Origin of the sequence: Variovorax boronicumulans, assembly GCF_040544675.1 — a bacterium.
GTDB lineage: Bacteria > Pseudomonadota > Gammaproteobacteria > Burkholderiales > Burkholderiaceae_C > Variovorax > Variovorax boronicumulans_D.
The window spans coordinates 45,704-67,150 of the sequence record NZ_JBEPKK010000004.1; the positions used below are offsets into that span (position 1 = coordinate 45,704).

The window sequence follows — 21,447 nt, forward strand, 5'->3', positions numbered from 1 at the left end:
CCAGACGCAAACACCATGCCGGCCTCTTCCTCTCGCTCGACTTCCTCGACTGCGCCTCTCGTCACGCCGCCCGTCAAGCCGCCCGTCAAGGTGCCCTCCAAGCCGACGCCCATCGCCAACGGCCTGGTCTACGTCAACCCCGACATGCCCGGCATCGCCCGCCTGAAGCACGGCGAGCGTTTTCGCTATCGCGATGCCAAGGGCCGGTGGCTGCGCGATGTCGACGAGATCTCGCGCATCCGCATGCTGGCGATTCCGCCGGCCTACACGCAGGTGTGGATCTGCCCCCTGCCCAATGGCCACCTGCAGGCCACCGGCGTCGATGCACGCGGCCGAAAGCAATACCGCTACCACGCCGACTGGCGCTCGATGAAGGACGAGACCAAGTTCGAGCGCATGGAAGCCTTTGCGCTCGCGCTGCCCCGCATCCGCACCCGTGTGCAGCGCGACCTGCAACCTGACAAGGGCCGCAAGGCCCCCGGCCGCGGCCAGGTGCTGGCGGCGCTGGTGCGGCTGCTCGACACCACGCTGCTGCGCATCGGCAACGAGGAGTACGCCAGCAGCAACGGCTCGTACGGGCTCACCACGCTGCGCAACCGCCATGTGGCCGTGCAGGGCGCGGCGCTGCAGTTGCGATTCAAGGGCAAGAGCGGCGTGATGCACGAGGCGCGGCTGGACGACCCGCGCGTGGCCAAGGTGGTGCGCCAGTGCCAGCAGCTGCCGGGACAGGCGCTCTTTCAGTACGCCGACGAAGAAGGCGCATTGCACGGCGTCTCGTCCACCGACGTCAACGACTACATCGCCGAAGCCGCCCAGGGCGAGCGCTTTACCGCCAAGGATTTCCGCACCTGGCATGGCACGGTGCAGGCGCTGGAGCTGACGCGCCTGGCCTGCGAGCCGGGCCGCGGCGGCGTGGACGGCAGCCGCTACAGCGCCAAGGACATCATCACCGCCGTCGCCAGGCAGCTGGGCAACACGCCGGCGGTCTGCAAGAAGGCTTATGTGCACCCTGCGGTGCTGTCGCTGGGCAGTGCGCTCGCGAACGACGAGGATGCCGCTGCCGTGTTCGAGAAGATGGCCCGCATTCCGACCCGGCCTTCGCGCGGGCTCTATGCGTCGGAGCGCAGGCTGCTGGCATTCCTGCGCACGCACAGGAGGGGTCTGGCTTCGGGGCAGCGTGCCGCGAAGTCGGGCACGGCGGCCACGTCGGGCAAGTCAGGCAAATCGGCCAGGCCCGACAAGAGCCGCCGGCCTCAGCCGGTCGCGAGCTTGAAGCGCACGCTGTCGCCTTCCAGCGCCACCGTGTAGCCCATGTCCTCGGCAAGGTTCTGAAGCGCGATCGCATCGATGGCGAGCGCGCGCGGTGCGCGGTGCGCATCGAGCACCGGGTTCGTGCTGGCGGTGTCGCGCAGCACGGCGCTGAGCTTCAAGCCGTCGGCGCCCAGCGGCTCGACGCGGATGGTGCCGGCCTCGTCCACGCCGTCGTGCAGGTAACCGAGGGCACCGAGAAACAGGTAGCGAAGCGCCGCGCCTGCGGGCCAACGGGGCTCGTCATCCTTCGGTTCCGGAAAGGCCTCGGCATCGAGCGTCACGCCGTGCAGGTCGAAGGCGGCACGCATCAGGCTCACGCACTGCGCCACCAGGGCGCTGCGGGTGATCCCGTCATCGGTGGTCGCAAGCTCCCAGTCGCGCAGCGACCGGATGGCAGCCACCAGTTCGGACACCTGGTTGTCGATCAGCGCCACCCGCTCCGCGCAGGCAGCGCCATCGATGGCGGCCGCGCCCACCTGGCGCTTGAGCATCAGCAGCGCCATGCGGATCACAGAGACGGGCGCCGCCATGTCGTGCCGAAGCGCCGGCAAGGCTCGTGTGAGCAACTCATGGCGCACGCCGGCGGCGATCCAGCTGCGCGCTCCGGGGGAGGACTTCATGGGGCGGCCGCCGGGATAGGCGCACGATCGGCGCGGCAAGTGGCGACTGGAGACACGGTCACTGGGCAATTCCTCGAAGCGGGGGAGGCACCAAGTATCGTGCCGGCCCTCTGTCCGGGATGTAGGAGCGTGCCTACTGAAGCGCCGTGCGCGTTGTCCCGCGTTCATGGCTTGCCGAGGTAGACCCGTATGTCCTTGGTTTCCACGCCGGCGGCAGCCACAGCCGAACGCAGCTGCGCTTCGGTAACGCCCAGCGTCTGGGTCCAGTAACGGACCTCGTGGGCTTCATTCACATTGATGCGAGCCGCATCCTGCGGTCCGCGCTTGCTCAGGTCATCGGCCATGGTGTAGCTTCCTTGTTGAAGGCCCTGACCATGCGGCGGCAAGTGGTGCCGCACTGGAGGACAGCATCGCACTTCCATGCAGGAAAAATCCGAGTGCTGCGGCACTGGCCGCGTTTCAGGGCTGCAGGGCGCGCGCCCGCAGTTCACGCTTGAGCAGCTTGCCGTTGGCGGTGGTCGGCATGGCGTCGATCACCTCGATGCGGGCCGGGCGCTTGTAGGGCGAGAGGTGCTCGACCAGTTGCGCGCGCAACGCAGCTTCGTCGAGCGCCGCACCGGGCTTCATCTCGACGAAGGCGACGATCTGCTCGTTGCCGTCGGCCTCGGGCACGCCGACCACCGCGCACAGGTGCACGCCGGCAAAGCGCCCGATCACCGCCTCGATCTCCGCGGGGTAGACGTTGAAGCCCGAGCGGATGATCATTTCCTTGAGCCGCCCCACCACGAACAGCGCGCCGTCGGCACCGAAGCGCCCGAGGTCGCCCGTGGCATACCAGCCGCCGGGGCGCATGACCTGGGACGTGGCGTCCGCATCTCGGAAGTAGCCCAGCATGAGACCGGGGCCGCGCAGCCAGATCTCGCCGGTGTCGCCTTGCGGCGCATCCTGCCCGTCGGCGGTCACGATGCGGGCCTCGCCCCCCTCGACCGCATGGCCGGCCGCGGTGTCCTGGCGCGGCGCCTCGACGCGCGTGAGAAACACCGAGCCCGCGTACTCCGACAGGCCGTAGCCGTAGTGCAGCGGCTGGCCGAACAGGCGCTCCACGCGCTGCTTCAGCGCGAGGTCCAGCGGCGCTGAGCCGGTGTACACATAGCGCAGTTGAGGAAAGCGCGGCGCCACGCCCTCGGCATCGATGTGCGCGAGCAGCCGCGCATACATCGTCGGCGGGCCCAGCAGGTTCGACACCTCCTCGTGCGCCAGCGCATGCAGCACGTCGGCCGGCGAGAAGCTGGCGCGCAGCACCAGCGATGCACCGCCGGTGAGCGCGGCCATCAGCACCGTGCCGATGCCGAAGATGTGCGTCATCGGCAGGAAGGCATAGGCGCGGTCGCGCTCGTTCAGCGCCCGCACCGACGCCGACACGCGCCCGAAATGCAGCAGGCCGCGGTGCGACACCATCACGCCCTTGGGCGTGCCCGACGTGCCCGAGGTGAAGATGATCGCGGCCGTGTCGGCCAGCGCGGCATCGGGCTGCGTTTGCGCCTGGGCGCGCGTGGCGGAATACATCACGCCCGGCAACGCGGCCGGCGTGGCCTCGGCGCGTGCCGCATGCTGCCGCGCAGCCTCCGAGGATGCGGTGGTGAAGCAGCACAGGCGCGCATCCGCCCGCTCGGCGATGGCCGCGATCTCGCCCGGCGACATGCGCGCGTTGACGCCGCACGACCACGCACCGACGCGGCTGCAGGCCATCAGCAGCGCGATGTGCGCGGCGCAGTTCTCGGCCACCAGCACCACGCGGTCCGTGGGCCGCACGCCGGCGGCCAGCAGGTCTTGCACCGCGACGTCGACCAACCCCTGCAGCGCCGCGTAGCTCGTGGTGCCCCCAGGCTCGAAAAGAAAGACCTTCTCCGGCGTGCGAACGGCGCGCTCTTCCAGCAGGCTGTGGATGCGGCGCATCGGCTATTCCGCCTCGATGCCCTTGGACGCGGTCGCCCAGAGCTTGCGGTCCGACTGGCCCTTGGCCGCGAGCAGATCGGCGCCGCCCGGCCACACGTCGTAGCCCTGCTCGCGCAGCCGGTTGGCGATGTCTTCGCGCGCCAGCATCTTTTGCGCCGCGGCGTTGATGCGCGCGACCAGCGCCGGGTCCATGCGCGCCGGGCCGTACAGGCCGAACCAGCCGCCCACGTCGTAGCCCGGCACCCCCGATTCGATCATCGTCGGCACCTCGGGAAGCATGCGGTTGCGCTGGCGCGAGGTCACGGCCAGCGCGCGCACCTTGCCCGTCTGGATGAAGGGTTTGGAGGTGGCGATGATGTCGAACATCATGGTGACCGTGCCGCCCATCACGTCGGCCAGCGCCGGGGCGCTGCCCTTGTAGGGCACATGGGTCAGCTGCACGCCCGTCATCTTCTCCAGCAGCGCGCCGCTCAGGTGGTTGGAGGCGCCCACGCCGGCCGACCCGTAGAACACCTTGCCCGGCCGCGTCCTGGCGTAGGCCAGCAGTTCGGCCACGCTGTGCACCGGCACATCGTTGTTGATGACCAGCACGTTGGTGTAGTCCACCAGCGGCGCGATGGGCGTCAGGTCCTTCATCGGGTCGAAGGCCATCTTGCGCTGCACGTTCGGGTTGATGGTGATGGTCGGGCTCGCGCCGAAGAAGAGCATGGCGCCGTCGGGCGAGGCCTTGGCGACCGCATCGCCGCCGAGCGAGCCGCTCGCGCCGGGGCGGTTGTCCACGATGACTTGCGTGCCCAGTTCCTGGCTCAGCGCGGGAGCCAACAGCCGCGCCGCGCCATCGACCGGCCCGCCGGCGGAGTAGCCGACCACGAGCTTGATGAGCGATGGCAGCGGCTGCTGCGCGAACGCGCGCGAGGGCAGCATGGACAGCAATGCGCTGCCCGCCAGCGCGGCAACGGCGTGGCGCCGGGTGAGGTCGAGGGATTCCATGGCGTTGTCTCCTGTTGTTTATTTCTTCGGCGCCTCATACCGGCAGATCTAGGACCTGCCGCGCGAGGATGTTGCGCTGTATCTCGTTGGTGCCGCCGTAGATCATTGCGGCCGTGGAACCGATGAGCGGCGACAGCACGTTGAAGCTTTGCCCGTCGAGCACCTGGTCGCCGGCGATGGCGCCCTGCTCTTCGCCGGCCTCGACCAGCAGCGCGCCGATGCGGTGGTAGGTCTCGCTGGCCCAGATCTTCAGCAGCGAGACCGACGCGGGCAGCGGCTTGCCGGCGCGCACGATGTCGGCAAAACGGGTGTAGGCGGCGGTCAGGTCGGCCACGTCGAGCCGGAGTACCGCGTAGCGCTGCGCGAACACGGGGTCGGCGAACAGGCGCCGTGCCTGCGCCAGCCGCGCGAGCTGGCCCAGCGCGTACTGCGACTGCTTGGGGCTGCCCAGAAAGATGCGCTCGAAGCCCAGCAGGGCCTTGGCAATGGTCCAGCCGCCATGCAGCTTGCCCACGAGGTTTTCGGCCGGCACGCGCACGTTGTCGAAGAACACTTCGCAGAACTCCGGCTCGCCCGCGAGCGTGTGGATAGGCCGCACCGTGACGCCCGGCGTGCGCAGGTCGCACAGAAGAAAGCTGATGCCTTCCTGCTTGCGTGCTTCCTTGTCGGTGCGCACGAGCATGAAGATGTGGTTGGCATCCTGCGCGAGCGTGGTCCAGATCTTCTGGCCGTTGACGATGAAGTGCTCGCCCTCGGCATCGCGCCCGGCAACGGCCTCGGTGCGCAGGCCCGCGAGGTCGGAGCCGGCATTGGGCTCCGAATAGCCCTGGCACCACACGTGCTCGCCGCTCAGGATGCGCGGCAGAAAGCGCTGCTGGTGCTCGGGCGTACCGTGCTGGATGAGCAGCGGCCCGATCATCACGATGCCCTGGTCGGGCGCGCGCGCCACGCCGTATTGCTCCAGCTCTTCGATCCACGCGATGAGCTTGTCGGCCGGCAGCCCCATGCCGCCGTGTGCCTGCGGCCAGGCCGGGGCGATCCAGCCCTGGGCGGACAGCGTGAGGTACCAGTCGCGGATCTCGCGCCATCGCGCGCGGTGCGACAGGTAGCGCAATGCCTGCGGATAGCGCTGCTGCAAAAAGCCGCGCACCATGCGGCGGAACTCGGCCTCGGGCATGGCGGCCCAGTCGGCAATGCGCGGGAATTCAGCGGTCCATGCGGTGGTGCTCGCGGCGGCCTCGGCTTCGCCGGTGAGCGCGGCATGCCGTTGCTGGTGCGCGGTGACGTTGCCCAGCCATGCGGAGAGGCACAGCACGCGCTTGTAGTAGAGGCTCAGGTCGCACTCCTGCGTGTAGCCAATGGCGCCGTGCAGTTGCACGGATGTGCGCGAGGCCTGCAACGCGGCCGCCGTGCAGCGCGCATTGACACGGCTCGCCTCGGCCTCCAGCCGCTCCGCAGGCAACCCTTGCGCGGCCAGCGCCAGCACCTCGCCGAGCGTGGCCTGCGCGACTTCGAGATGGATGAACATGTCGACGCAGCGGTGCTGCAAGGCCTGGAAGCTGCCGATGGGCTTGCCGAACTGCGAGCGGGTGCGCAAGTAAGCCAGCGTCTGCGCGAGCATTGCCTGCCCTGCGCCCAGCAGCTCCGCGGCCTGCAGGATCTGCCCGGCCGCGAGCGCATGGCGCAATGCGTCCTGCGCGGCGGGCCCCTCGGCCAGCACCGCCTCGGGCGGCAGCGCGACCTGCTCGAAGCGCAGGCTGGCCGCCTGCCCGCCATCGACCAGCGGCATCAGCGTTTCGGTGACGCCTTCGGTGCCGCGCGGCACCCACAGCAGCACAGCCTCGCCGGCGCCGCGCGCGGACACCAGCCAGCCGCTGGCGGCGGCACCGGGCAGCACCATGAGCTTTTCGCCTTGCAGCAGCACGCCGCTTGCATGCCCGCCGCTTGCATACCCGCCGCCTGCACCGCCGACGCGCGCTTCGCAGCCGCAAGCCAGCGGCACCGCGCTCAAATCACCCGCGCTCTCCTGCCAGGCCAGCGCGGGCAGGCTGCGGCCCGCGACCAGTTCGGCGAGCAGGGCACGGGCCGCCGGCGTGTCCAGCCGCGCCAGCAACAACGCGCTGAGGCCGGCCACGGCCAGCAGCGGTTCGGGCGCCGCATGCTCGCCGGCTGCGCGCAGGATTTCTGCCGCGCCGTCGAGCTCCATCCCAAGGCCGCCAGCGGCTTCGGGTGCCAGCATGCCCGTCCAGCCCAGTTCCGCGAGCGCGCTCCAGCCTTGTGCTTCGCCCGCGTCGGGCTCCTCCGTCAGCGCGCGCCGTCGTTGGGTGGCGCGGCTTCGCACGAAGTAGTCGAGCGCCGCTTCGCGCATTGCCGAGAGTGATTCGATGTCCATGGCCGCAGCGTGGCAGAAGACCCCGCCGGGCGGCATTTGCATTTGCCGAAGGGAGGGTTTCGCAATCACGGAGCCACCTCGCGCGGGACGGGACTAGATTCGGCGCATGACCACCAAGATCAAGAAATCCCTGCACACCGAACTGGGCCACAGCACGCCCGACAGGATCACCGTGCGCGGGCGCGACCTGCCCTCCGAAATCCTCGGCCACCTGAACCTCGGCGACATGGCCTTTCTGGAGCTCACGGGGCGCATCCCGACGCCGCAGGAGTCGGTAACCTTCAACGCCATCGTCGTCACGCTGGTCGAACATGGCGTGACGCCGAGCGCGCTGGCGGCACGCCTCACTTACGCAGGCGCACCCGAGGCGCTACAGGCCGCGGTGGCGGCGGGCCTGTGCGGTCTGGGCACCGTGTTCGTCGGCAGCACCGAAGGCGCGGCGAAGATGCTGTACGAAGCGATCCCCTTCGGCGAGAAGCCCGCGCGCCCGCTCGCCGACATGGCGAAGGACATCGTGGCCGACCACCGCGCGCGCAAGCAGATCGTGCCGGGCCTGGGCCATCCGCTGCACAAGCCCATCGATCCGCGCACGCCGCGCCTGTTCCAGATCGCGGCGGAGAACGGCCTCTCCACCCACTATGTCGCGCTGATGCAGGCGGTGCAGGAAGAAGCCGAGCGCGTCTCGGGCAAGTCGCTGCCGATCAACGCCACCGGCGCCATCGGCGCGATTGCCGCCGAGTTCGGTTTTCCGTGGAAGATCATTCGCGGCATCGGCGTGATGGCGCGCGCCATCGGCCTGGTGGGCCACATCCTGGAGGAGATCGACGACCCGATGGCCATCGAGATCTGGCAGCGGGTGGAAAAGGAAGCCGGCGGGCCACGCCAAGACTGACATGAGCCCCAAAACCGTTCGGGCTGAGCCTGTCGAAGCCTCGCGCGGCGCTTCGACAAGCTCAGCGTGAACGGATTTTTTCTCAGCGAGAGCGGACTACTTTTTCGAGCACACCCTGGCATGAACAACCACGACAGCGAACCCAGCTTCCCCGACATCCGCGACGCCGTGCGCGACCTGTGCGCGCAGTTTCCCAACGAATACTTCCGCAAGATCGACGAGGCCCGCGGCTACCCCGCCGAATTCGTGGATGCACTCACCAAGGCCGGCTGGATGGCTGCGCTGATTCCGCAGGAATACGGCGGCTCGGGGCTGGGCCTCACCGAGGCCTCGGTGATCATGGAAGAGATCAACCGCTGCGGCGGCAACTCGGGTGCCTGCCACGGCCAGATGTACAACATGGGCACCTTGCTGCGCCACGGCAGCGAGGCCCAGAAGCGCAACTACCTGCCGCGCATCGCGAGTGGCGAGCTGCGCCTGCAATCGATGGGCGTGACCGAGCCCAGCACCGGCACCGACACCACCAAGATCAAGACCATCGCGGTGAAGAAGGGCGATCGCTACGTCATCAACGGCCAGAAGGTGTGGATCTCGCGCATCCAGCACTCGGACCTGATGATTCTTCTGGCGCGCACCACGCCGCTCGCGGATGTGAAGAAGAAATCGGAAGGCATGTCGATCTTCATCGTCGACCTGCGCGAGGCCATCGGCAAGGGGATGACGGTGCGGCCGATCCTCAACATGGTCAATCACGAGACCAACGAACTGTTCTTCGAGAACCTCGAGATTCCTGCAGAGAACCTGATCGGCGTGGAGGGCCAGGGCTTCAAGTACATCCTGGACGGCCTCAACGCCGAACGCACGCTGATCGCGGCCGAGTGCATCGGCGACGGCTACTGGTTCATCGACAAGGTGACGGCGTACACCAAGGAGCGTGTGGTCTTCGGCCGGCCCATCGGCCAGAACCAGGGCGTGCAGTTTCCGATTGCCGAGGCCTTCATCGAGATCGAGGCGGCCAACCTCATGCGCTATGAAGCCTGTCGCCTGTTCGATGCGCACCAGCCCTGCGGCGCGCAGGCCAACATGGCCAAGTACCTGGCGGCCAAGGCGAGCTGGGAGGCGGCCAACGCCTGCCTGCAATTCCACGGCGGGTTCGGCTTCGCGTGCGAATACGACATCGAACGCAAGTTCCGCGAGACCAGGCTCTACCAGGTCGCGCCGATCTCGACGAATCTCATCCTCAGCTATGTGGCCGAACACATGCTCGGTCTGCCCCGATCTTTTTGACTCGCCCCCAGGCTTCGCGCACTACGTGTCGCTTCTCCAACCCCCTACCGGGGGCAACACCGGAGGCCCGGCAAAGCCGGTTCCTCGGTGTTCCCCGAAAGGATCCTTCATGACTTCCCTCATCGCCGTCGACCACCCCAGCCAGGTGCTCGCCACCTTCGCCGCCGAGCTGCAATTCGCGGACATCCCCGCCCCCGTGCTGCGCCGCACCGAAGACCTGATGCTCGACTGGCTCGGCTCGGTGCTCGCGGCGCGCACCGCGCGACCGATACGCAGCATCGAGCGCTTCGCGCAGCTGATGGGACCGGCAGACGGCCCCAGCGAAGTACTGACCTCGCGCCGCACCAGCTCGCCGCTGTTCGCCGCGCTCGTCAACGCGGCCGCTTCGCACTTCGTGGAACAGGACGATGTGCACAACGGCTCGGTGTTCCATCCGGCAGCCGTGGTCATCGCACCCGCACTCGCGGTGGCGCAGAGCATCGGCGCGAGCGGCGCGCAACTGCTGACCGCCGTGGTGGCGGGCTACGAGGTCGGCATCCGCGTCGGCGAGTTCCTGGGGCGTTCGCACTACAAGATCTTTCACACCACGGCGACGGCAGGCACGATCGCCGCCGCAGCCGCTGTGGGGCGCCTGCTCGACCTCACGCCGCAGCAGATGCTGCACGCCTTCGGCTCGGCCGGCACGCAGTCGGCCGGCGTGTGGGAGTTCCTGCGCGATGCGGCCGATTCCAAGCAGCTGCATTGCGCGCATGCGGCGGCGAGCGGCTTGCTGTCGGCTTACCTCGCGCAGGACGGGTTCACTGGCGCCGCCAAGGTCCTCGAAGGTGCACAGGGCCTGGGGGCAGGCATGTCGAGCGATGCCGATCCCGCAAAGCTCACCGATGGCCTGGGCACGCGCTGGGCGCTCGCCGAAACCTCCTTCAAGTACCACGCCTCGTGCCGCCACACCCACCCCGCCGCCGACGCGTTGCTGGATGTGATGACGAAGAACAAGCTCAAGCACAGCGACATCGCCCGCGTGACCACGCATGTGCACCAAGGCGCCATCGACGTGCTGGGCCGCGTGACGGTGCCAGCGACAGTCCATCAAGGCAAGTTCTCGATGGGCACGGTGCTCGGCCTGATCGCGGTGCACGGCCGCGCAGGCCTTGGCGAATTCGACCGCGACTTTCTTGCGCCGGAAGTGGCGGGTTTTCGCGACAAGGTGACGATGCAACTCGACACCGAAGTCGACACTGCCTACCCCGCCCGATGGATCGGCAAGGTCAGCGTAGCAACCGCCGATGGCCGCACGCTGCAGGGCCGCGTCGACGAGCCCAAGGGCGACCCGGGCAACACCCTGAGCCGCGCGGAAATCGAGGACAAGATGCAGCGCCTCGCGCACTACGGCGAAGGCGCCACCACAGAAGAAGCCAACGCCATGTGCCAACGCATCTGGCAACTCGCCACCACAACCCAAGTGGGCCGCTGGCTCCCCTGACGACAGCCTTAAAACCCAAACAAGCCCGGTCTGCGGTGCGGCGCAGCCGGCCCCTCTGCGCCGCCGAGGAGCGCAGCGTTTCGCGGATCAGGGCTCGCCGCTGTTTGAGCGCAGCGAGTTCGGCGAGACCCCGCGAAACGCGAGCACCGCAGGGAAGCCCGAAGGGCCGGCGCAGTGGGGTCGGCTGCGCCGCACCGCAGACCGGGCGGCTTCCGCTCCCGGGCAGAGCTAGAGCGCGACAAGATGATCGAACAGCTCGCGCGCAGAAGCCGGCAACTGCTCGCGGTTGCGAGCAATGAGCTTGAGCTCCCGCTCCGCCCACGCATCGCTGAGCGCAACAGTGGAGATCCGCATCGCCATCGACAGCCGCTGCGCCGAAGACGCCGGCAACACGCCGACCCCCACGCCCGCTTCGATCATCAGGCAGATGGCCTCGAAGCTGCTGACCTGGATGCGAGGATTGAAACCCCGCCCCGCCAGCTCCGCGCGGCGTTGCAAAAACCGATGGATGGCGCTGCCATGGTGCAACCCCACATGCTGTTCATCGAGCGTGTCGGCAAAGGCCACGGAAGGCGCGCCCGCCAGGTGATGCGTCTTCGGCACCACAAGCACCAGTTGGTTGCTGCCGAACGCGCGCGCATCGAAATCGCCCGTGTGCACGTCGCCTGCGAGGATGCCGATGTCGGCCTCGCCATCGGCCACTGCGCGCACGATTTCCTCGCTCAGGTATTCGCGCAGGTCCACCTGCACTGCAGGGTGCTGCGTGAGAAAGCCCGCGAGCTTCTGCGGCAGGTATTCGGTGATCGAGGTGGTGTTGGCGAACACCCGCACATGCCCCTTGATGCCCTTGCCGAAGTCCTGCATGTCGCAGCGCAGGTGCTCCATCTGCTGCATCACGCGCTTGGCGTGATACAGCACCGCCGTTCCCGCGGCGGTGAGCGTCACGCCCTGCGCACTGCGGTGCAGCAGCTTGCCGCCCACGGCCTCTTCCATCTGCTTGATGCGCGTGGAGGCTGCCGCCAGAGATATGCAGGCCTTCTCCGCGCCGCGCGTGAGGCTGCGTGCGTCCGCCACGTAGACGAACAGTTTCAGGTCGAACAGGTCGAAATGCAGGTTCACCGGGCAGGCAAGCAGGAAGCGGGAGGAACGCGCATTGTCCAGCGAATGGCGCCGTGCGTGCCCTTCCGCGGTTCTGGCCTCAGACTGGGTCCCAGCTGAACACGTCCGCCGACCGGTCCAGCGGGTAGAAGCTGGCGCGCATCGCCGGCATCGCGTGCTCGGCGATGCTCTGCGGCGTCCAGCCCTCCGACCGATGGACCGAGCGCTCCGGCCGCGGCTGGCTGATGAGCGATATCTCGTTGTTGCGCACCGAAAAAATCTGTCCGTTGACCGCGCTCGCCGCGTCGCTCGCCAGGTACACCGCGAGCGGCGCCACCTTGGCCGGCGTCATCTGCTTGATCTTGTCGACCCGCACGCGCTGCTCTTCGGTGTCGGTCGGAATCGCGCCGATCATGCGGCTCCACGCAAAGGGCGCGATGCAGTTGGAGCGCACGTTGAACTTGAGCATGTCCAGCGCGATCGACTTCGACAGCGCCACGATGCCCAGCTTGGCCGCCGCATAGTTGGCCTGCCCGAAGTTGCCGATGAGCCCCGAGGTGGAGGTCATGTGCACCATCGCTCCCGAATTCTGTTCCTTGAAATGCGTGGCGGCCGCGCGGCTCACGTAGTAGGCGCCGTAGAGATGCACCTTGAGCACCGCGTCCCACTCGTCCACCGACATCTTGTGAAAGAAGCGGTCGCGCAGGATGCCGGCGTTGTTGATCACCGCGTCGATGCGGCCGAAGCTCTCCACGGCGCACTCGACGATGCGCGCGGCGCTCGCGGCATCGGCCACGCTGTCGGTGCTGGGCACGGCCTCGTTGCCCCCGGCGCGGATTTCATCCACCACCTGCTGCGCAGGGCCGGCGCTTCCGCCTTCGCCGTCGAGCGCGGCGCCGATGTCGTTGACCACCACCTTCGCGCCGTTCTTCGCCATGGCCAGCGCGATGTCGCGCCCGATGCCACCGCCCGCGCCGGTGACGACGATCACTTTTCCTTCAACCATGTTTGTCTCTGCTCCGGAGGTTCGTTCGCCCGCGGGTTCGCGGGGTCGATCCAGAATGCCACAGGGGGCGGGGAGCAGGTTTCTGAATTCCGAAGGGGGACTTCGGGTCAGCGCGCCTCGCCCTCAAGGATATTTCTCCAGAGCAGAAGCGGGTTAACGCCAGCGTAGCCCGATTCCTGTGCGTCGTTGCATTCGATGACGATCCAGCGTCCGTCCAACGCTTTGGCAAAGTCCACCACCAAGAAAGGTACGTTCAGGCGCGAGGCAACCTCTTGCGCCAGAGCCAGACCAATCTGCACATCCGCAATTTCGTATGGAGCCACCTGATACCAGTAGCGCCCCCAGCCAACGCAGGCTCCGTTCCACCAGAACGACCTGTATTCCGCCGAGGGCGGGACCTTGCCCGGAACATGCCCGGCAATCGGCATCAGCGGAACAAACTCTCTGACCACTGGCTTCTGCCAGTGAAGGATTTCATCCTCCCGATACTTCTCGGCGGCCATCTCGTAATGCGCACGGCTTTTAATGATGGCGAGCTCGGGGTTGTGCTTGCTGGTTTGCCGCGAGCCTTTCAGGAAGACTGGCCACTCGAACATCGCTTCAATCTCGGCAGCATCGGGCAGCGTTTCATAAACAACGGTTCTGGGTGTCAGCTCTTGGATCAGGGGGTACCACCGCTCCAGTTCGCTGGCGAGAAGATGGTCTTCCGGCGCGTTGACAAGCCGCAACCCCATGTCGAGCTTCTCAGCGAATATCGCGTCGTAGCCGTCGAGTGGACCGACTCGAAGAACACATCGCTCTTCAGCATCCAGTCTGTATGGGTGGTCGCATGCAAAGTTCAACTCAAAGTTGAAGTCATAGCTCGACACACCGACCGTCTCGCTGACGATCAGAAGCTTTTGTTCGATCCGCGCAATGCCCACACTGCCCGCCTCTATTGCCGCGCCGTGCGAATGTTCGCCGGCAGTGCCTGCGGCCAGCTGGTGCGAAACGGATTGATGTCCAGCCCACCGCGCCGCGTGTAGCGCGCATACACCGCCAGCTTGGTCGGCTTGCAGCGGCTCCAGATGTCCGTGAACATCCGCTCCGCGCAGGGCTCGTGAAACTCGTTGTGGTTGCGAAAGCTCACGATGTACGCGAGCAGCCCGGCCTGGTCGATGGGCGGGCCGCTGTAGCGGATCTGCACGCTGCCCCAGTCGGGCTGGCCGGTCACGAGGCAGTTGCTTTTCAAGAGGCGGCTGGTGAGGGTTTCGTTCACGTGCACCTGCGTGGTGTCGCTGCTCAGCAGTTCGGGCGCGGGCTGGTAGTGCGTGCACTCGATGTCCAGCCGGTCCAGGTCGAGGCCGTCGATCTCGTGCACCGGCTCGCGGTCGAACAGGTCGGGCGTGAGCAGCTTCACGCCGATGCCGGCGGACTGGTCGCTGCCGCGCCAGGCGGCTTCGGCCAGGTCGGCGCGCAGATGTTCGCGCACCGCGTCGATGCTCGCGAAGGTGCTGTTGTTGAAGCTGTTGAGGTACAGCTTGAACGACTTGCTCTCGATGATGTTGGGCGTTTCGCAAGGAATGGTGAAGTGCGCGATGGCCAGTTGCGGCTTGCCGCGCGGGTTGAGCCAGCTCACTTCGAAGGCGGTCCACAGGTCGGCGCCGAAGAAGGGCAGCGCACCGGTCTTGATGCCCATGGCTTCGCGCTGCGTGGCGCGGGCGATGGGGAAGAGCAGCGACGGGTCGTACCTGTCGGCATAGGCCGAGGCGCGGCCCAGTTGCGATTGCTCGGGGGTATTGGGGTCGTCGGGGGGGTTGTCGGGGTGGTTGTCGAGGCTCATGGGGTCTTGTCCTTGGCGTCCGCGGCATGGGCGAACGGGGCGATGTGGTTGGCGAGGATGGTGCAGACCTGGGGCGGCAGGTCGTGGCCCATGCCGGGCACCGAAATGAAGGTCGAGCCCGGAATGCGTTGCGCCGAATCCTGGCCGCAGGCGATGGGCACGAGCGCATCGGCTTCGCCGTGCAGCACCAGCGTCGGGCACTGGATGCGCGCCAGCAGCTGGGGGCGGTCGTCGTCGGCGCCGATGGCGAGCATCTGTCGCATCAGCCCGGCCGGGTGGTACGAACGGCGCATGCTGAAGGTCAGGCGCTCGGCAAGCTCCGCGTCGGTCTGCGGATAGGCCGGGCTCTGGATCAGCCGCAGCAGCTTGATGCTGTGCGCCACGAGTTCGGCCTCGCCCTTGCCCAGGGGCCTGCGCATGAGCATGGCGCCCACTTCGCGGCGCGGGCCGGGCAGGCCGCGCGCGCCGCTCGAACTCATGATGCTCACCAGGCTGGCGGCACGCTCCGGCGCCGTGGCCGCCAGACGCTGCGCGATCATGCCGCCCATCGAGGCGCCGACGATGTGTGCCTTCGCGATGCCCAATGCATCGAGCACGCCGACGGAATCGTGCGCCATGTCCTGCAGCGTGTATGCCGAGCGCACCTTCAGGCCCAGCCGGTGGCGGATGGTTTCCCACACGATGTTGCCCGCGCCCGTGTGGTCGAAGCCCTGGCTCAGGCCGATGTCTCGGTTGTCGTGGCGCACCACGCGAAAGCCCGCGTCGACCAGCTGCTGCACGAAGGCGGTCGGCCATGCAACCAGCTGCATGCCGAGGCCCATGATGAGCAGGATGACCGGGCGCCCTTCGCCTCCGGTGTCGTCGACTTCGATCTGCAGCCCGTTGGCGGTGACTTTCATCGGTTCCCTGTCGTTACTTGAATTCGCGCTCGCGCAGCCATTTGGTGGCGACCCATTTCTCGCCCGCGAGCACCGGCGCGCCGCCGTGCAGCGTGCGGGTGACGGGGTCGGGCCGGTCGTAGCTGAAGAAGACGCCGGTGCCGCGCACGGGCGCGACTTCGAACCCCACGTCGGGGAAGGTGGTGGCGCCGCCCTGCTCGGGCTCCTGCAGGTACATCACGAGCGTGGCCACGCGCTGGCCGCCGCGCTTGAGGATGGTGGGCGTGCCGGGCTCGTGGGGATCGAAGTAGTCGTAGTGCGGGCGGTACTGCGCGCCTGGCGCGTAGCGCAGGATCTGCAGGCCCTCGCCGTATTCCAGCGGCCAGCGCAGCAGCATGGCCAGGCGCTGTTCGAGGCGCGCGACGATCTCGTTCTCGCCGCGCTCGAAGAACATGCCGTCGCTGGTGCGATCAACGTTGAGCACCTCGCCGCCGGTGCGCGTCTCGACGGTGAGCGAGCGCGCGAGCCGCACGCGCGCCGCGGCGATCAGCCCCTCGCATTCCTCGGCCGACAGCAGGTTGCCGAAGACGATGACGCGCGGGTGCCGCATCGTCTGCAGCACCTGCACCTGGCGGTCGCCGGCGTCGATGTAGAGCGGCGCGCCATCGAGGTCGGGCCCGGGCATCTCGGTGCGCGCCGGCGCCAGCGCCGCCTCGACATCGGGGAACCCGGCCTCCAGCTGGGCCAGCGCCATGTCGGTGGCCGAATCGTGCCAGCCGGCCGCGCGCATCGACGCACGCAGCGCAGGCACAGAATGACCGGCCGCCAGCTGGGCAGCCAGCCATTCGCGCAACTCCGGACTGATCGCTTGCGACATCAGACTTTTCTCCTGAACACCAGCCTTTCGGCTGTCGACACTTCTGCGTCGAAACCATAACCCTCGAGATTGAACTTTTCCAGCGCCTTGGGCGTGGCCGCCCTGTGCTGCACGGCCCAGCGGGCCAGCAGGCCGCGGGCGCGCTTGGCGAAGAAGCTCACGATCTTGTACCTGTCGCCCTTCCACTCCTCGAACACGCACTCGACCACGCGGGCCTTGAGCACCTTCTTGTCGACGGACTTGAAGTATTCCTGCGACGCCACGTTGATGACCACGGGCGTGCGGTCGGCCGCGAGGCGCTCGTTCAGGTGCTCGGCGATGCGCGAGCCCCAGAAGGCATACAGGTCCTTGCCGTGGCGGTTGGCCAGCGGGGTGCCCATTTCGAGGCGGTAGGGCTGCAGGCGGTCGAGCGGCCGCAGGATGCCGTAGAGGCCGCTCAGGATGCAGACATGGTCCTGCGCCCAGGCGAGCTGTGTGGGCGTGAGGCTGCGGGCATCGAGGCCGCCGTAGACATCGCCGTCGAAGGCGAAGGCAGCCTGCCGGGCGTTCTTGGCGGTGCTTTTGGCGGACCAGGCCTCGTAGCGCGCCGCATTGAGGGCGGAGAGCTTGTCCGACAGGTGCATGAGCTCGGAAATCTCAAGGGGCGATTTCTCGCGCAGCAGCTTGATCAGCTCGGTCGAGGGGCCGCGCGGGGCTTCGAAATGGGGCTGGGTGGCGGGGACTTCGGGGGGGACGGGGGTGTCGTAATCGAGCGACTTTGCAGGGGAAAGCAGGAAGAGCATTCCGGAATTATGAGTGGCCGCCATGTCCGTGGCCGTGTTCAGAGCCGTATCGGAAGGCCGCGCCAGTAAAATCGCCGGCTGTCCCACCTGCCCTCCACGGCGCCTCCGAAGGCGCCGCACTGCATTCCAATGAGCGAATCCATCACCCCTCCCGCCCAGCCCGGACTGGACAGCCTGTCCAAGTCGTTCGAACCCGCCGCCATCGAGGCGCACTGGGGCCCCGAATGGGAGAAGCGCGGCTACGCCAAGGCGGGCTTCCGCGGCACGCAGCAGCCCAAGGAGGGCGCCGATGCGTTCGCGATCCAGCTGCCGCCACCCAACGTGACGGGCACGCTGCACATGGGCCATGCGTTCAACCAGACGATCATGGACAGCCTCACGCGCTACCACCGCATGAAGGGCGACAACACGCTCTGGCTGCCGGGCACCGACCACGCCGGCATCGCCACGCAGATCGTGGTGGAGCGCCAGCTGCAGGAGCAGAAGGTCAGCCGTCACGACCTGGGCCGCAAGAACTTCGTGGCGCGCGTGTGGGAATGGAAAGAGAAATCGGGCAACACCATCACCCAGCAGATGCGCCGCATGGGCGACACGGTCGATTGGAGCCGCGAGTACTTCACGATGGACGAGGACCTCTCGGCGGTCGTGACGCAGACCTTCGTGAAGCTGTACGAAGAAGGCCTCATCTACCGCGGCAAGCGCCTGGGCAACTGGGACCCTGTGCTCAAGACCTCGGTGAGCGACCTCGAAGTCGAGAGCGAAGAAGAAGACGGCTCGCTCTGGCACATCGCCTACCCGCTGGAAGACGGCAGCGGCACGCTGACCGTGGCCACCACCCGCCCCGAAACCATGCTCGGCGACACGGCCGTGATGGTTCACCCGGAAGACGAGCGCTACAGGCACCTGATCGGCCAGCGCGTGAAGCTCCCGCTGGTGGACAAGCTGATCCCGATCATTGCGGACGACTACGTCGACAAGGCCTTCGGCACCGGCGTGGTCAAGGTCACGCCCGCGCACGACTACAACGACTATGCGGTCGGCCAGCGCCACAAGCTCGAAGTGATCGGCGTGCTCACGCTGGACGCGACCATCAACGACAACGCACCCGAGAAGTACCGCGGCATGGACCGCTTCGTGGCGCGCAAGGCCATCGTGGCCGACCTGGACGCGCTGGGCCTGCCCATCGAGGTGAAGAAGCACAAGCTGATGGTGCCCCGCTGCGCGCGCTCGGGCGCCATCGTCGAGCCGATGCTCACCGACCAGTGGTACGTGGCCATGACGCGCCCGGGCGCGGACGGCCAGTCGATCGCGCAGAAGGCCATCGACGTGGTGAAGTCGGGCGAGGTGCGCTTCGTGCCCGAGAACTGGGTCAACACCTACAACCACTGGATGGAGAACATCCAGGACTGGACGATTTCGCGCCAGCTCTGGTGGGGCCACCAGATCCCGGCCTGGTACGACGAGGAAGGCAATGTGTACGTGGCCGAGAACGAGGCCGACGCACAGGCCAAGGCGCCCGGCAAGACGCTGCGGCGCGACGAGGACGTGCTCGACACCTGGTACTCGGCGGCGCTGGTGCCCTTCTCTTCGCTCGGCTGGCCCGAAAAGACGCAGGACCTGGACCTCTACCTGCCTTCGCAAGTGCTCGTGACGGGCTACGACATCATCTTCTTCTGGGTCGCCCGGATGATCATGATGACCAAGCACTTCACCGGCAAGGTGCCGTTCAAGGACGTGTACATCCACGGCCTGGTGCGCGACGCACAGGGCAAGAAGATGAGCAAGTCCGAAGGCAACGTGCTGGACCCGGTCGACCTGATCGACGGCATCCAGTTGCCCGAGCTGCTCGACAAGCGCACGCAAGGCTTGCGCAAGCCCGAGACGGCGCCAGCGGTGCGCAAGAACACGCAGAAGGAATTTCCGGAGGGCATTCCGGCCTTCGGCGCCGATGCACTGCGCTTCACGTTCGCCTCGCTCGCCTCGCTCGGCCGAAGCATCAACTTCGATTCGAAGCGCTGCGAGGGTTATCGCAACTTCTGCAACAAGCTGTGGAACGCCACGCGCTTCGTGCTGATGAACTGCGAAGGCCAGGACTGCGGCCTCATGGAGCACACCAAGGAAGAGTGCAAGGTCGGCGGCCCGGCGCATGGCTACCTGAAGTTCAGCCGCGCGGACTATTGGATCGTCTCGCAGCTGCAGCGCGTGGAGGCCGAAGTGGCCAAGGGCTTCGAGGAGTACCGGCTGGACAACGTGGCCAACGCGATCTATCAGTTCGCGTGGGACGAGTTCTGCGACTGGTACCTGGAAATCGCGAAGGTGCAGATCCAGACCGGCGACGAATCGCAAAAACGCGCCACGCGCCGCACGCTGATCCGCACGCTCGAAACGCTGCTTCGCCTGGCGCATCCGGTGATTCCGTTCATCACGGAGGAGCTGTGGCAGAAGGTGTCGAAGGTGGCGGGCCGCGAGGGCGAGTCGATCATGGTCGCGGCCTATCCGAAGAGCCAACCCGAGAAGATCGATGAAGCGGCCGAAGCGCATGTGGCGCGGCTGAAGGCGCTGGTCGATGCATGCCGCACGCTGCGCGGCGAAATGAACGTGTCGCCCGCCACGCGCCTGCCGCTCTATGCGGTGGCCGACGATGCCGAAGGCGCGGCGTTCCTGCGCGACTCGGCACCGGTGCTGCAGGCCCTCGCCAAGCTCAAGGAAGTGAAGGTCTTCGACGACGAGGCTTCGTGGCAAGCCGCGGCCGAGGCGGCACCCGTCGCAGTGGTGGGTGCTGCGCGCCTGTGCCTGCACATGGAGATCGACAAGGCCGCCGAGAAGCTTCGCATCGGCAAGGAAATCGCGCGCATCGAAGGCGAGATCGCGAAAGTGCACGGCAAATTGAGCAACGAAGCCTTCGTCGCCAAGGCGCCGCCGGCCGTGATCGAGCAAGAACGTAAACGTCTGACTGACTTCTCGGCCACTCTGGAGCGGCTTCGCGACCAACTTGTACGCCTAGGCTGACAGACGCAGGGCATCGAAGGCGTTTACGATTCCGGATGCGGCTTCGCGCCGTCCCGCATCCGGAATTTCCCTCTCTTTGCAGAAAGACGCTGAACCGCCCATGTCCACTTCCTCGACCCGCATCCGCAAGGCCGTCTTCCCCGTTGCAGGCTTCGGCACGCGCTTCCTGCCCGCCACCAAAGCACAGCCCAAGGAAATGCTGCCGGTGGTCGACAAGCCGCTGATTCAGTACGCTGTCGAAGAAGCCTATGCCGCAGGCATTCGCGACATGATTTTTGTGACCGGCCGCAACAAGCGTGCGATCGAAGATCACTACGACACCGCCTACGAACTCGAAAGCCAGCTCGAAGCCAGCGGCAAGGATGCGCTGCTGAAGATTGCGCGCTCGGTGATGCCGGACGACATGACCTGCTCGTACGTGCGCCAGCCGCGCATGCTGGGCCTGGGCCATGCGGTGCTGTGCGCAGAGCATCTGGTGGGCGACGAGCCCTTTGCCGTGCTGCTCGCCGACGACTTGATGGTCGGCCCCGATGGCGGCGAGCCTGTGCTTGCGCAGATGACGGCCGCGTTCGCGCGCCTTGGCGGCTCGCTGCTGGCGGTGCAGGAAGTGCCGCTCGCGCACGTCAAGCGCTACGGCATCGTGGCCGGCGATCAGATCGAAGAAGGCCTGGTGAAGGTCAACCGCATGGTCGAGAAGCCCAAGCCCGAAGACGCGCCTTCGCGCCTGGGCGTGGCAGGCCGCTACATCCTCACGCCGGGCGTGTTCGACGAGATCCGCAACCAGCCCAAGGGTGCGGGCGGCGAGATCCAGCTGACCGACGGCATCGCGGCGCTGATGAAGAAGGAATCGGTCTACGCGTACGCCTACAAGGGCACCCGCTATGACTGCGGCAGCAAGGAAGGCTTCCTGCAGGCCACGGTGGAACTGGCGCTGGCGCACCCGGAGGTGGGCGACGAGTTCCGTGAATACCTCAAGAGCCTGAAGCTCTGAGGGGCGGCGGGAAGCACTGAATGGAAATGGGGCCACACAGGCCCCATTCTTTTTTT

The 21,447-nt window shown here is 67.1% G+C and carries 18 protein-coding genes; 6 read left to right on the forward strand and 12 right to left on the reverse strand.

Annotated features, from left to right (window positions below):
- Positions 1–15: 15 nt before the first annotated feature.
- Positions 16–1,308, forward strand: coding sequence for a DNA topoisomerase IB (locus ABIC90_RS08830; RefSeq protein WP_354353725.1), 1,293 nt, complete (start codon positions 16–18; stop codon positions 1,306–1,308).
- Here the strand turns inward: ABIC90_RS08830 and ABIC90_RS08835 are convergent.
- The 5 genes from ABIC90_RS08835 to ABIC90_RS08855 all read right to left on the reverse strand — a co-directional run bounded on the left by ABIC90_RS08835 (position 1,254) and on the right by ABIC90_RS08855 (position 7,269).
- The gene (locus tag ABIC90_RS08835; protein ID WP_354353726.1) at positions 1,254–1,931 is read right to left on the reverse strand and encodes a hypothetical protein; all 678 of its coding nucleotides are present in this window, start codon (positions 1,929–1,931) and stop codon (positions 1,254–1,256) included. The genes ABIC90_RS08830 and ABIC90_RS08835 overlap by 55 nt on opposite strands.
- 164 nt (positions 1,932–2,095) lie before the next feature.
- Positions 2,096–2,275 (reverse strand): DUF3606 domain-containing protein, encoded by a 180-nt coding sequence (locus ABIC90_RS08840; RefSeq protein ID WP_354353727.1) that lies wholly within the window; start codon positions 2,273–2,275, stop codon positions 2,096–2,098.
- Between the two features lie 115 nt (positions 2,276–2,390).
- The gene (locus tag ABIC90_RS08845; protein ID WP_354353728.1) at positions 2,391–3,887 is read right to left on the reverse strand and encodes a class I adenylate-forming enzyme family protein; all 1,497 of its coding nucleotides are present in this window, start codon (positions 3,885–3,887) and stop codon (positions 2,391–2,393) included.
- 3 nt (positions 3,888–3,890) lie between these two features.
- Positions 3,891–4,877, reverse strand: coding sequence for a Bug family tripartite tricarboxylate transporter substrate binding protein (locus ABIC90_RS08850; protein ID WP_354353729.1), 987 nt, complete (start codon positions 4,875–4,877; stop codon positions 3,891–3,893).
- 34 nt (positions 4,878–4,911) lie between these two features.
- Complete coding sequence (locus ABIC90_RS08855; RefSeq protein WP_354353730.1) at positions 4,912–7,269, reverse strand: acyl-CoA dehydrogenase; 2,358 nt, start codon at positions 7,267–7,269, stop codon at positions 4,912–4,914.
- Positions 7,270–7,375: 106 nt separating this feature from the next.
- On the opposite strand from ABIC90_RS08855, the gene ABIC90_RS08860 reads away from it, so the two are divergent.
- The 3 genes from ABIC90_RS08860 (at position 7,376) to ABIC90_RS08870 (ending at position 10,928) form a co-directional block, all read left to right on the forward strand.
- Positions 7,376–8,161: a citryl-CoA lyase gene (locus ABIC90_RS08860; protein WP_354353731.1), complete on the forward strand. Its 786-nt coding sequence runs from the start codon at positions 7,376–7,378 to the stop codon at positions 8,159–8,161.
- A 120-nt stretch (positions 8,162–8,281) separates the two neighbouring features.
- Positions 8,282–9,448 (forward strand): acyl-CoA dehydrogenase family protein, encoded by a 1,167-nt coding sequence (locus ABIC90_RS08865; RefSeq protein ID WP_354353732.1) that lies wholly within the window; start codon positions 8,282–8,284, stop codon positions 9,446–9,448.
- Between the two features lie 109 nt (positions 9,449–9,557).
- Complete coding sequence (locus ABIC90_RS08870; protein WP_354353733.1) at positions 9,558–10,928, forward strand: MmgE/PrpD family protein; 1,371 nt, start codon at positions 9,558–9,560, stop codon at positions 10,926–10,928.
- 228 nt (positions 10,929–11,156) lie between these two features.
- On the opposite strand, the gene ABIC90_RS08875 is transcribed toward ABIC90_RS08870, so the two are convergent.
- The 7 genes from ABIC90_RS08875 to yaaA form a co-directional block, all read right to left on the reverse strand.
- On the reverse strand, positions 11,157–12,047 hold the full coding sequence (locus tag ABIC90_RS08875; protein ID WP_354353734.1) for a LysR substrate-binding domain-containing protein: 891 nt from the start codon (positions 12,045–12,047) through the stop codon (positions 11,157–11,159).
- Between the two features lie 79 nt (positions 12,048–12,126).
- Positions 12,127–13,032 (reverse strand): SDR family NAD(P)-dependent oxidoreductase, encoded by a 906-nt coding sequence (locus tag ABIC90_RS08880; protein ID WP_354353735.1) that lies wholly within the window; start codon positions 13,030–13,032, stop codon positions 12,127–12,129.
- 107 nt (positions 13,033–13,139) lie between these two features.
- Positions 13,140–13,955 carry an ATP-grasp domain-containing protein gene (locus tag ABIC90_RS08885; protein ID WP_354353736.1) on the reverse strand — a complete coding sequence of 272 codons (816 nt, stop codon included), beginning with the start codon at positions 13,953–13,955 and terminating at the stop codon, positions 13,140–13,142.
- Positions 13,956–13,966: 11 nt separating this feature from the next.
- Positions 13,967–14,854, reverse strand: coding sequence for an NADPH-dependent 7-cyano-7-deazaguanine reductase QueF (queF, locus tag ABIC90_RS08890; RefSeq protein ID WP_354353737.1), 888 nt, complete (start codon positions 14,852–14,854; stop codon positions 13,967–13,969).
- Positions 14,851–15,753 carry an alpha/beta fold hydrolase gene (locus ABIC90_RS08895; RefSeq protein ID WP_354353738.1) on the reverse strand — a complete coding sequence of 301 codons (903 nt, stop codon included), beginning with the start codon at positions 15,751–15,753 and terminating at the stop codon, positions 14,851–14,853. The genes queF and ABIC90_RS08895 overlap by 4 nt, the downstream gene beginning before the upstream one ends.
- Before the next feature lie 13 nt (positions 15,754–15,766).
- On the reverse strand, positions 15,767–16,609 hold the full coding sequence (locus tag ABIC90_RS08900) for a 2OG-Fe(II) oxygenase (protein ID WP_354353739.1): 843 nt from the start codon (positions 16,607–16,609) through the stop codon (positions 15,767–15,769).
- Positions 16,609–17,391, reverse strand: coding sequence for a peroxide stress protein YaaA (gene yaaA / locus ABIC90_RS08905; protein WP_354353740.1), 783 nt, complete (start codon positions 17,389–17,391; stop codon positions 16,609–16,611). Before yaaA ends, ABIC90_RS08900 begins: the two co-directional genes overlap by 1 nt.
- A gap of 129 nt (positions 17,392–17,520) precedes the next feature.
- Between yaaA and ABIC90_RS08910 the strand changes: the two genes are divergently transcribed.
- Together ABIC90_RS08910 and galU are read left to right on the forward strand one after the other, a co-directional pair.
- Positions 17,521–20,400: a valine--tRNA ligase gene (locus tag ABIC90_RS08910; RefSeq protein ID WP_354353741.1), complete on the forward strand. Its 2,880-nt coding sequence runs from the start codon at positions 17,521–17,523 to the stop codon at positions 20,398–20,400.
- Positions 20,401–20,500: 100 nt separating this feature from the next.
- Positions 20,501–21,391: a UTP--glucose-1-phosphate uridylyltransferase GalU gene (galU, locus tag ABIC90_RS08915; RefSeq protein ID WP_354353742.1), complete on the forward strand. Its 891-nt coding sequence runs from the start codon at positions 20,501–20,503 to the stop codon at positions 21,389–21,391.
- The last annotated feature ends 56 nt before the right edge of the window (positions 21,392–21,447 follow it).

Bases quoted from the DNA above. Each gene is read 5' to 3' on its own strand.
- ABIC90_RS08910 (WP_354353741.1), top strand. From the start codon at position 17,521: ATGAGCGAATCCATCACCCCTCCCGCCCAGCCCGGACTGGACAGCCTG.
- queF (WP_354353737.1), bottom strand. From the start codon at position 14,854: ATGAGCCTCGACAACCACCCCGACAACCCCCCCGACGACCCCAATACC.
- ABIC90_RS08845 (WP_354353728.1), bottom strand. From the start codon at position 3,887: ATGCGCCGCATCCACAGCCTGCTGGAAGAGCGCGCCGTTCGCACGCCG.
- ABIC90_RS08900 (WP_354353739.1), bottom strand. From the start codon at position 16,609: ATGTCGCAAGCGATCAGTCCGGAGTTGCGCGAATGGCTGGCTGCCCAG.
- ABIC90_RS08880 (WP_354353735.1), bottom strand. From the start codon at position 13,032: ATGGTTGAAGGAAAAGTGATCGTCGTCACCGGCGCGGGCGGTGGCATC.
- ABIC90_RS08860 (WP_354353731.1), top strand. From the start codon at position 7,376: ATGACCACCAAGATCAAGAAATCCCTGCACACCGAACTGGGCCACAGC.
- ABIC90_RS08865 (WP_354353732.1), top strand. From the start codon at position 8,282: ATGAACAACCACGACAGCGAACCCAGCTTCCCCGACATCCGCGACGCC.
- ABIC90_RS08840 (WP_354353727.1), bottom strand. From the start codon at position 2,275: ATGGCCGATGACCTGAGCAAGCGCGGACCGCAGGATGCGGCTCGCATC.
- ABIC90_RS08870 (WP_354353733.1), top strand. From the start codon at position 9,558: ATGACTTCCCTCATCGCCGTCGACCACCCCAGCCAGGTGCTCGCCACC.
- ABIC90_RS08830 (WP_354353725.1), top strand. From the start codon at position 16: ATGCCGGCCTCTTCCTCTCGCTCGACTTCCTCGACTGCGCCTCTCGTC.
- ABIC90_RS08850 (WP_354353729.1), bottom strand. From the start codon at position 4,877: ATGGAATCCCTCGACCTCACCCGGCGCCACGCCGTTGCCGCGCTGGCG.
- ABIC90_RS08855 (WP_354353730.1), bottom strand. From the start codon at position 7,269: ATGGACATCGAATCACTCTCGGCAATGCGCGAAGCGGCGCTCGACTAC.
- ABIC90_RS08895 (WP_354353738.1), bottom strand. From the start codon at position 15,753: ATGAAAGTCACCGCCAACGGGCTGCAGATCGAAGTCGACGACACCGGA.
- ABIC90_RS08835 (WP_354353726.1), bottom strand. From the start codon at position 1,931: ATGAAGTCCTCCCCCGGAGCGCGCAGCTGGATCGCCGCCGGCGTGCGC.
- yaaA (WP_354353740.1), bottom strand. From the start codon at position 17,391: ATGCTCTTCCTGCTTTCCCCTGCAAAGTCGCTCGATTACGACACCCCC.
- galU (WP_354353742.1), top strand. From the start codon at position 20,501: ATGTCCACTTCCTCGACCCGCATCCGCAAGGCCGTCTTCCCCGTTGCA.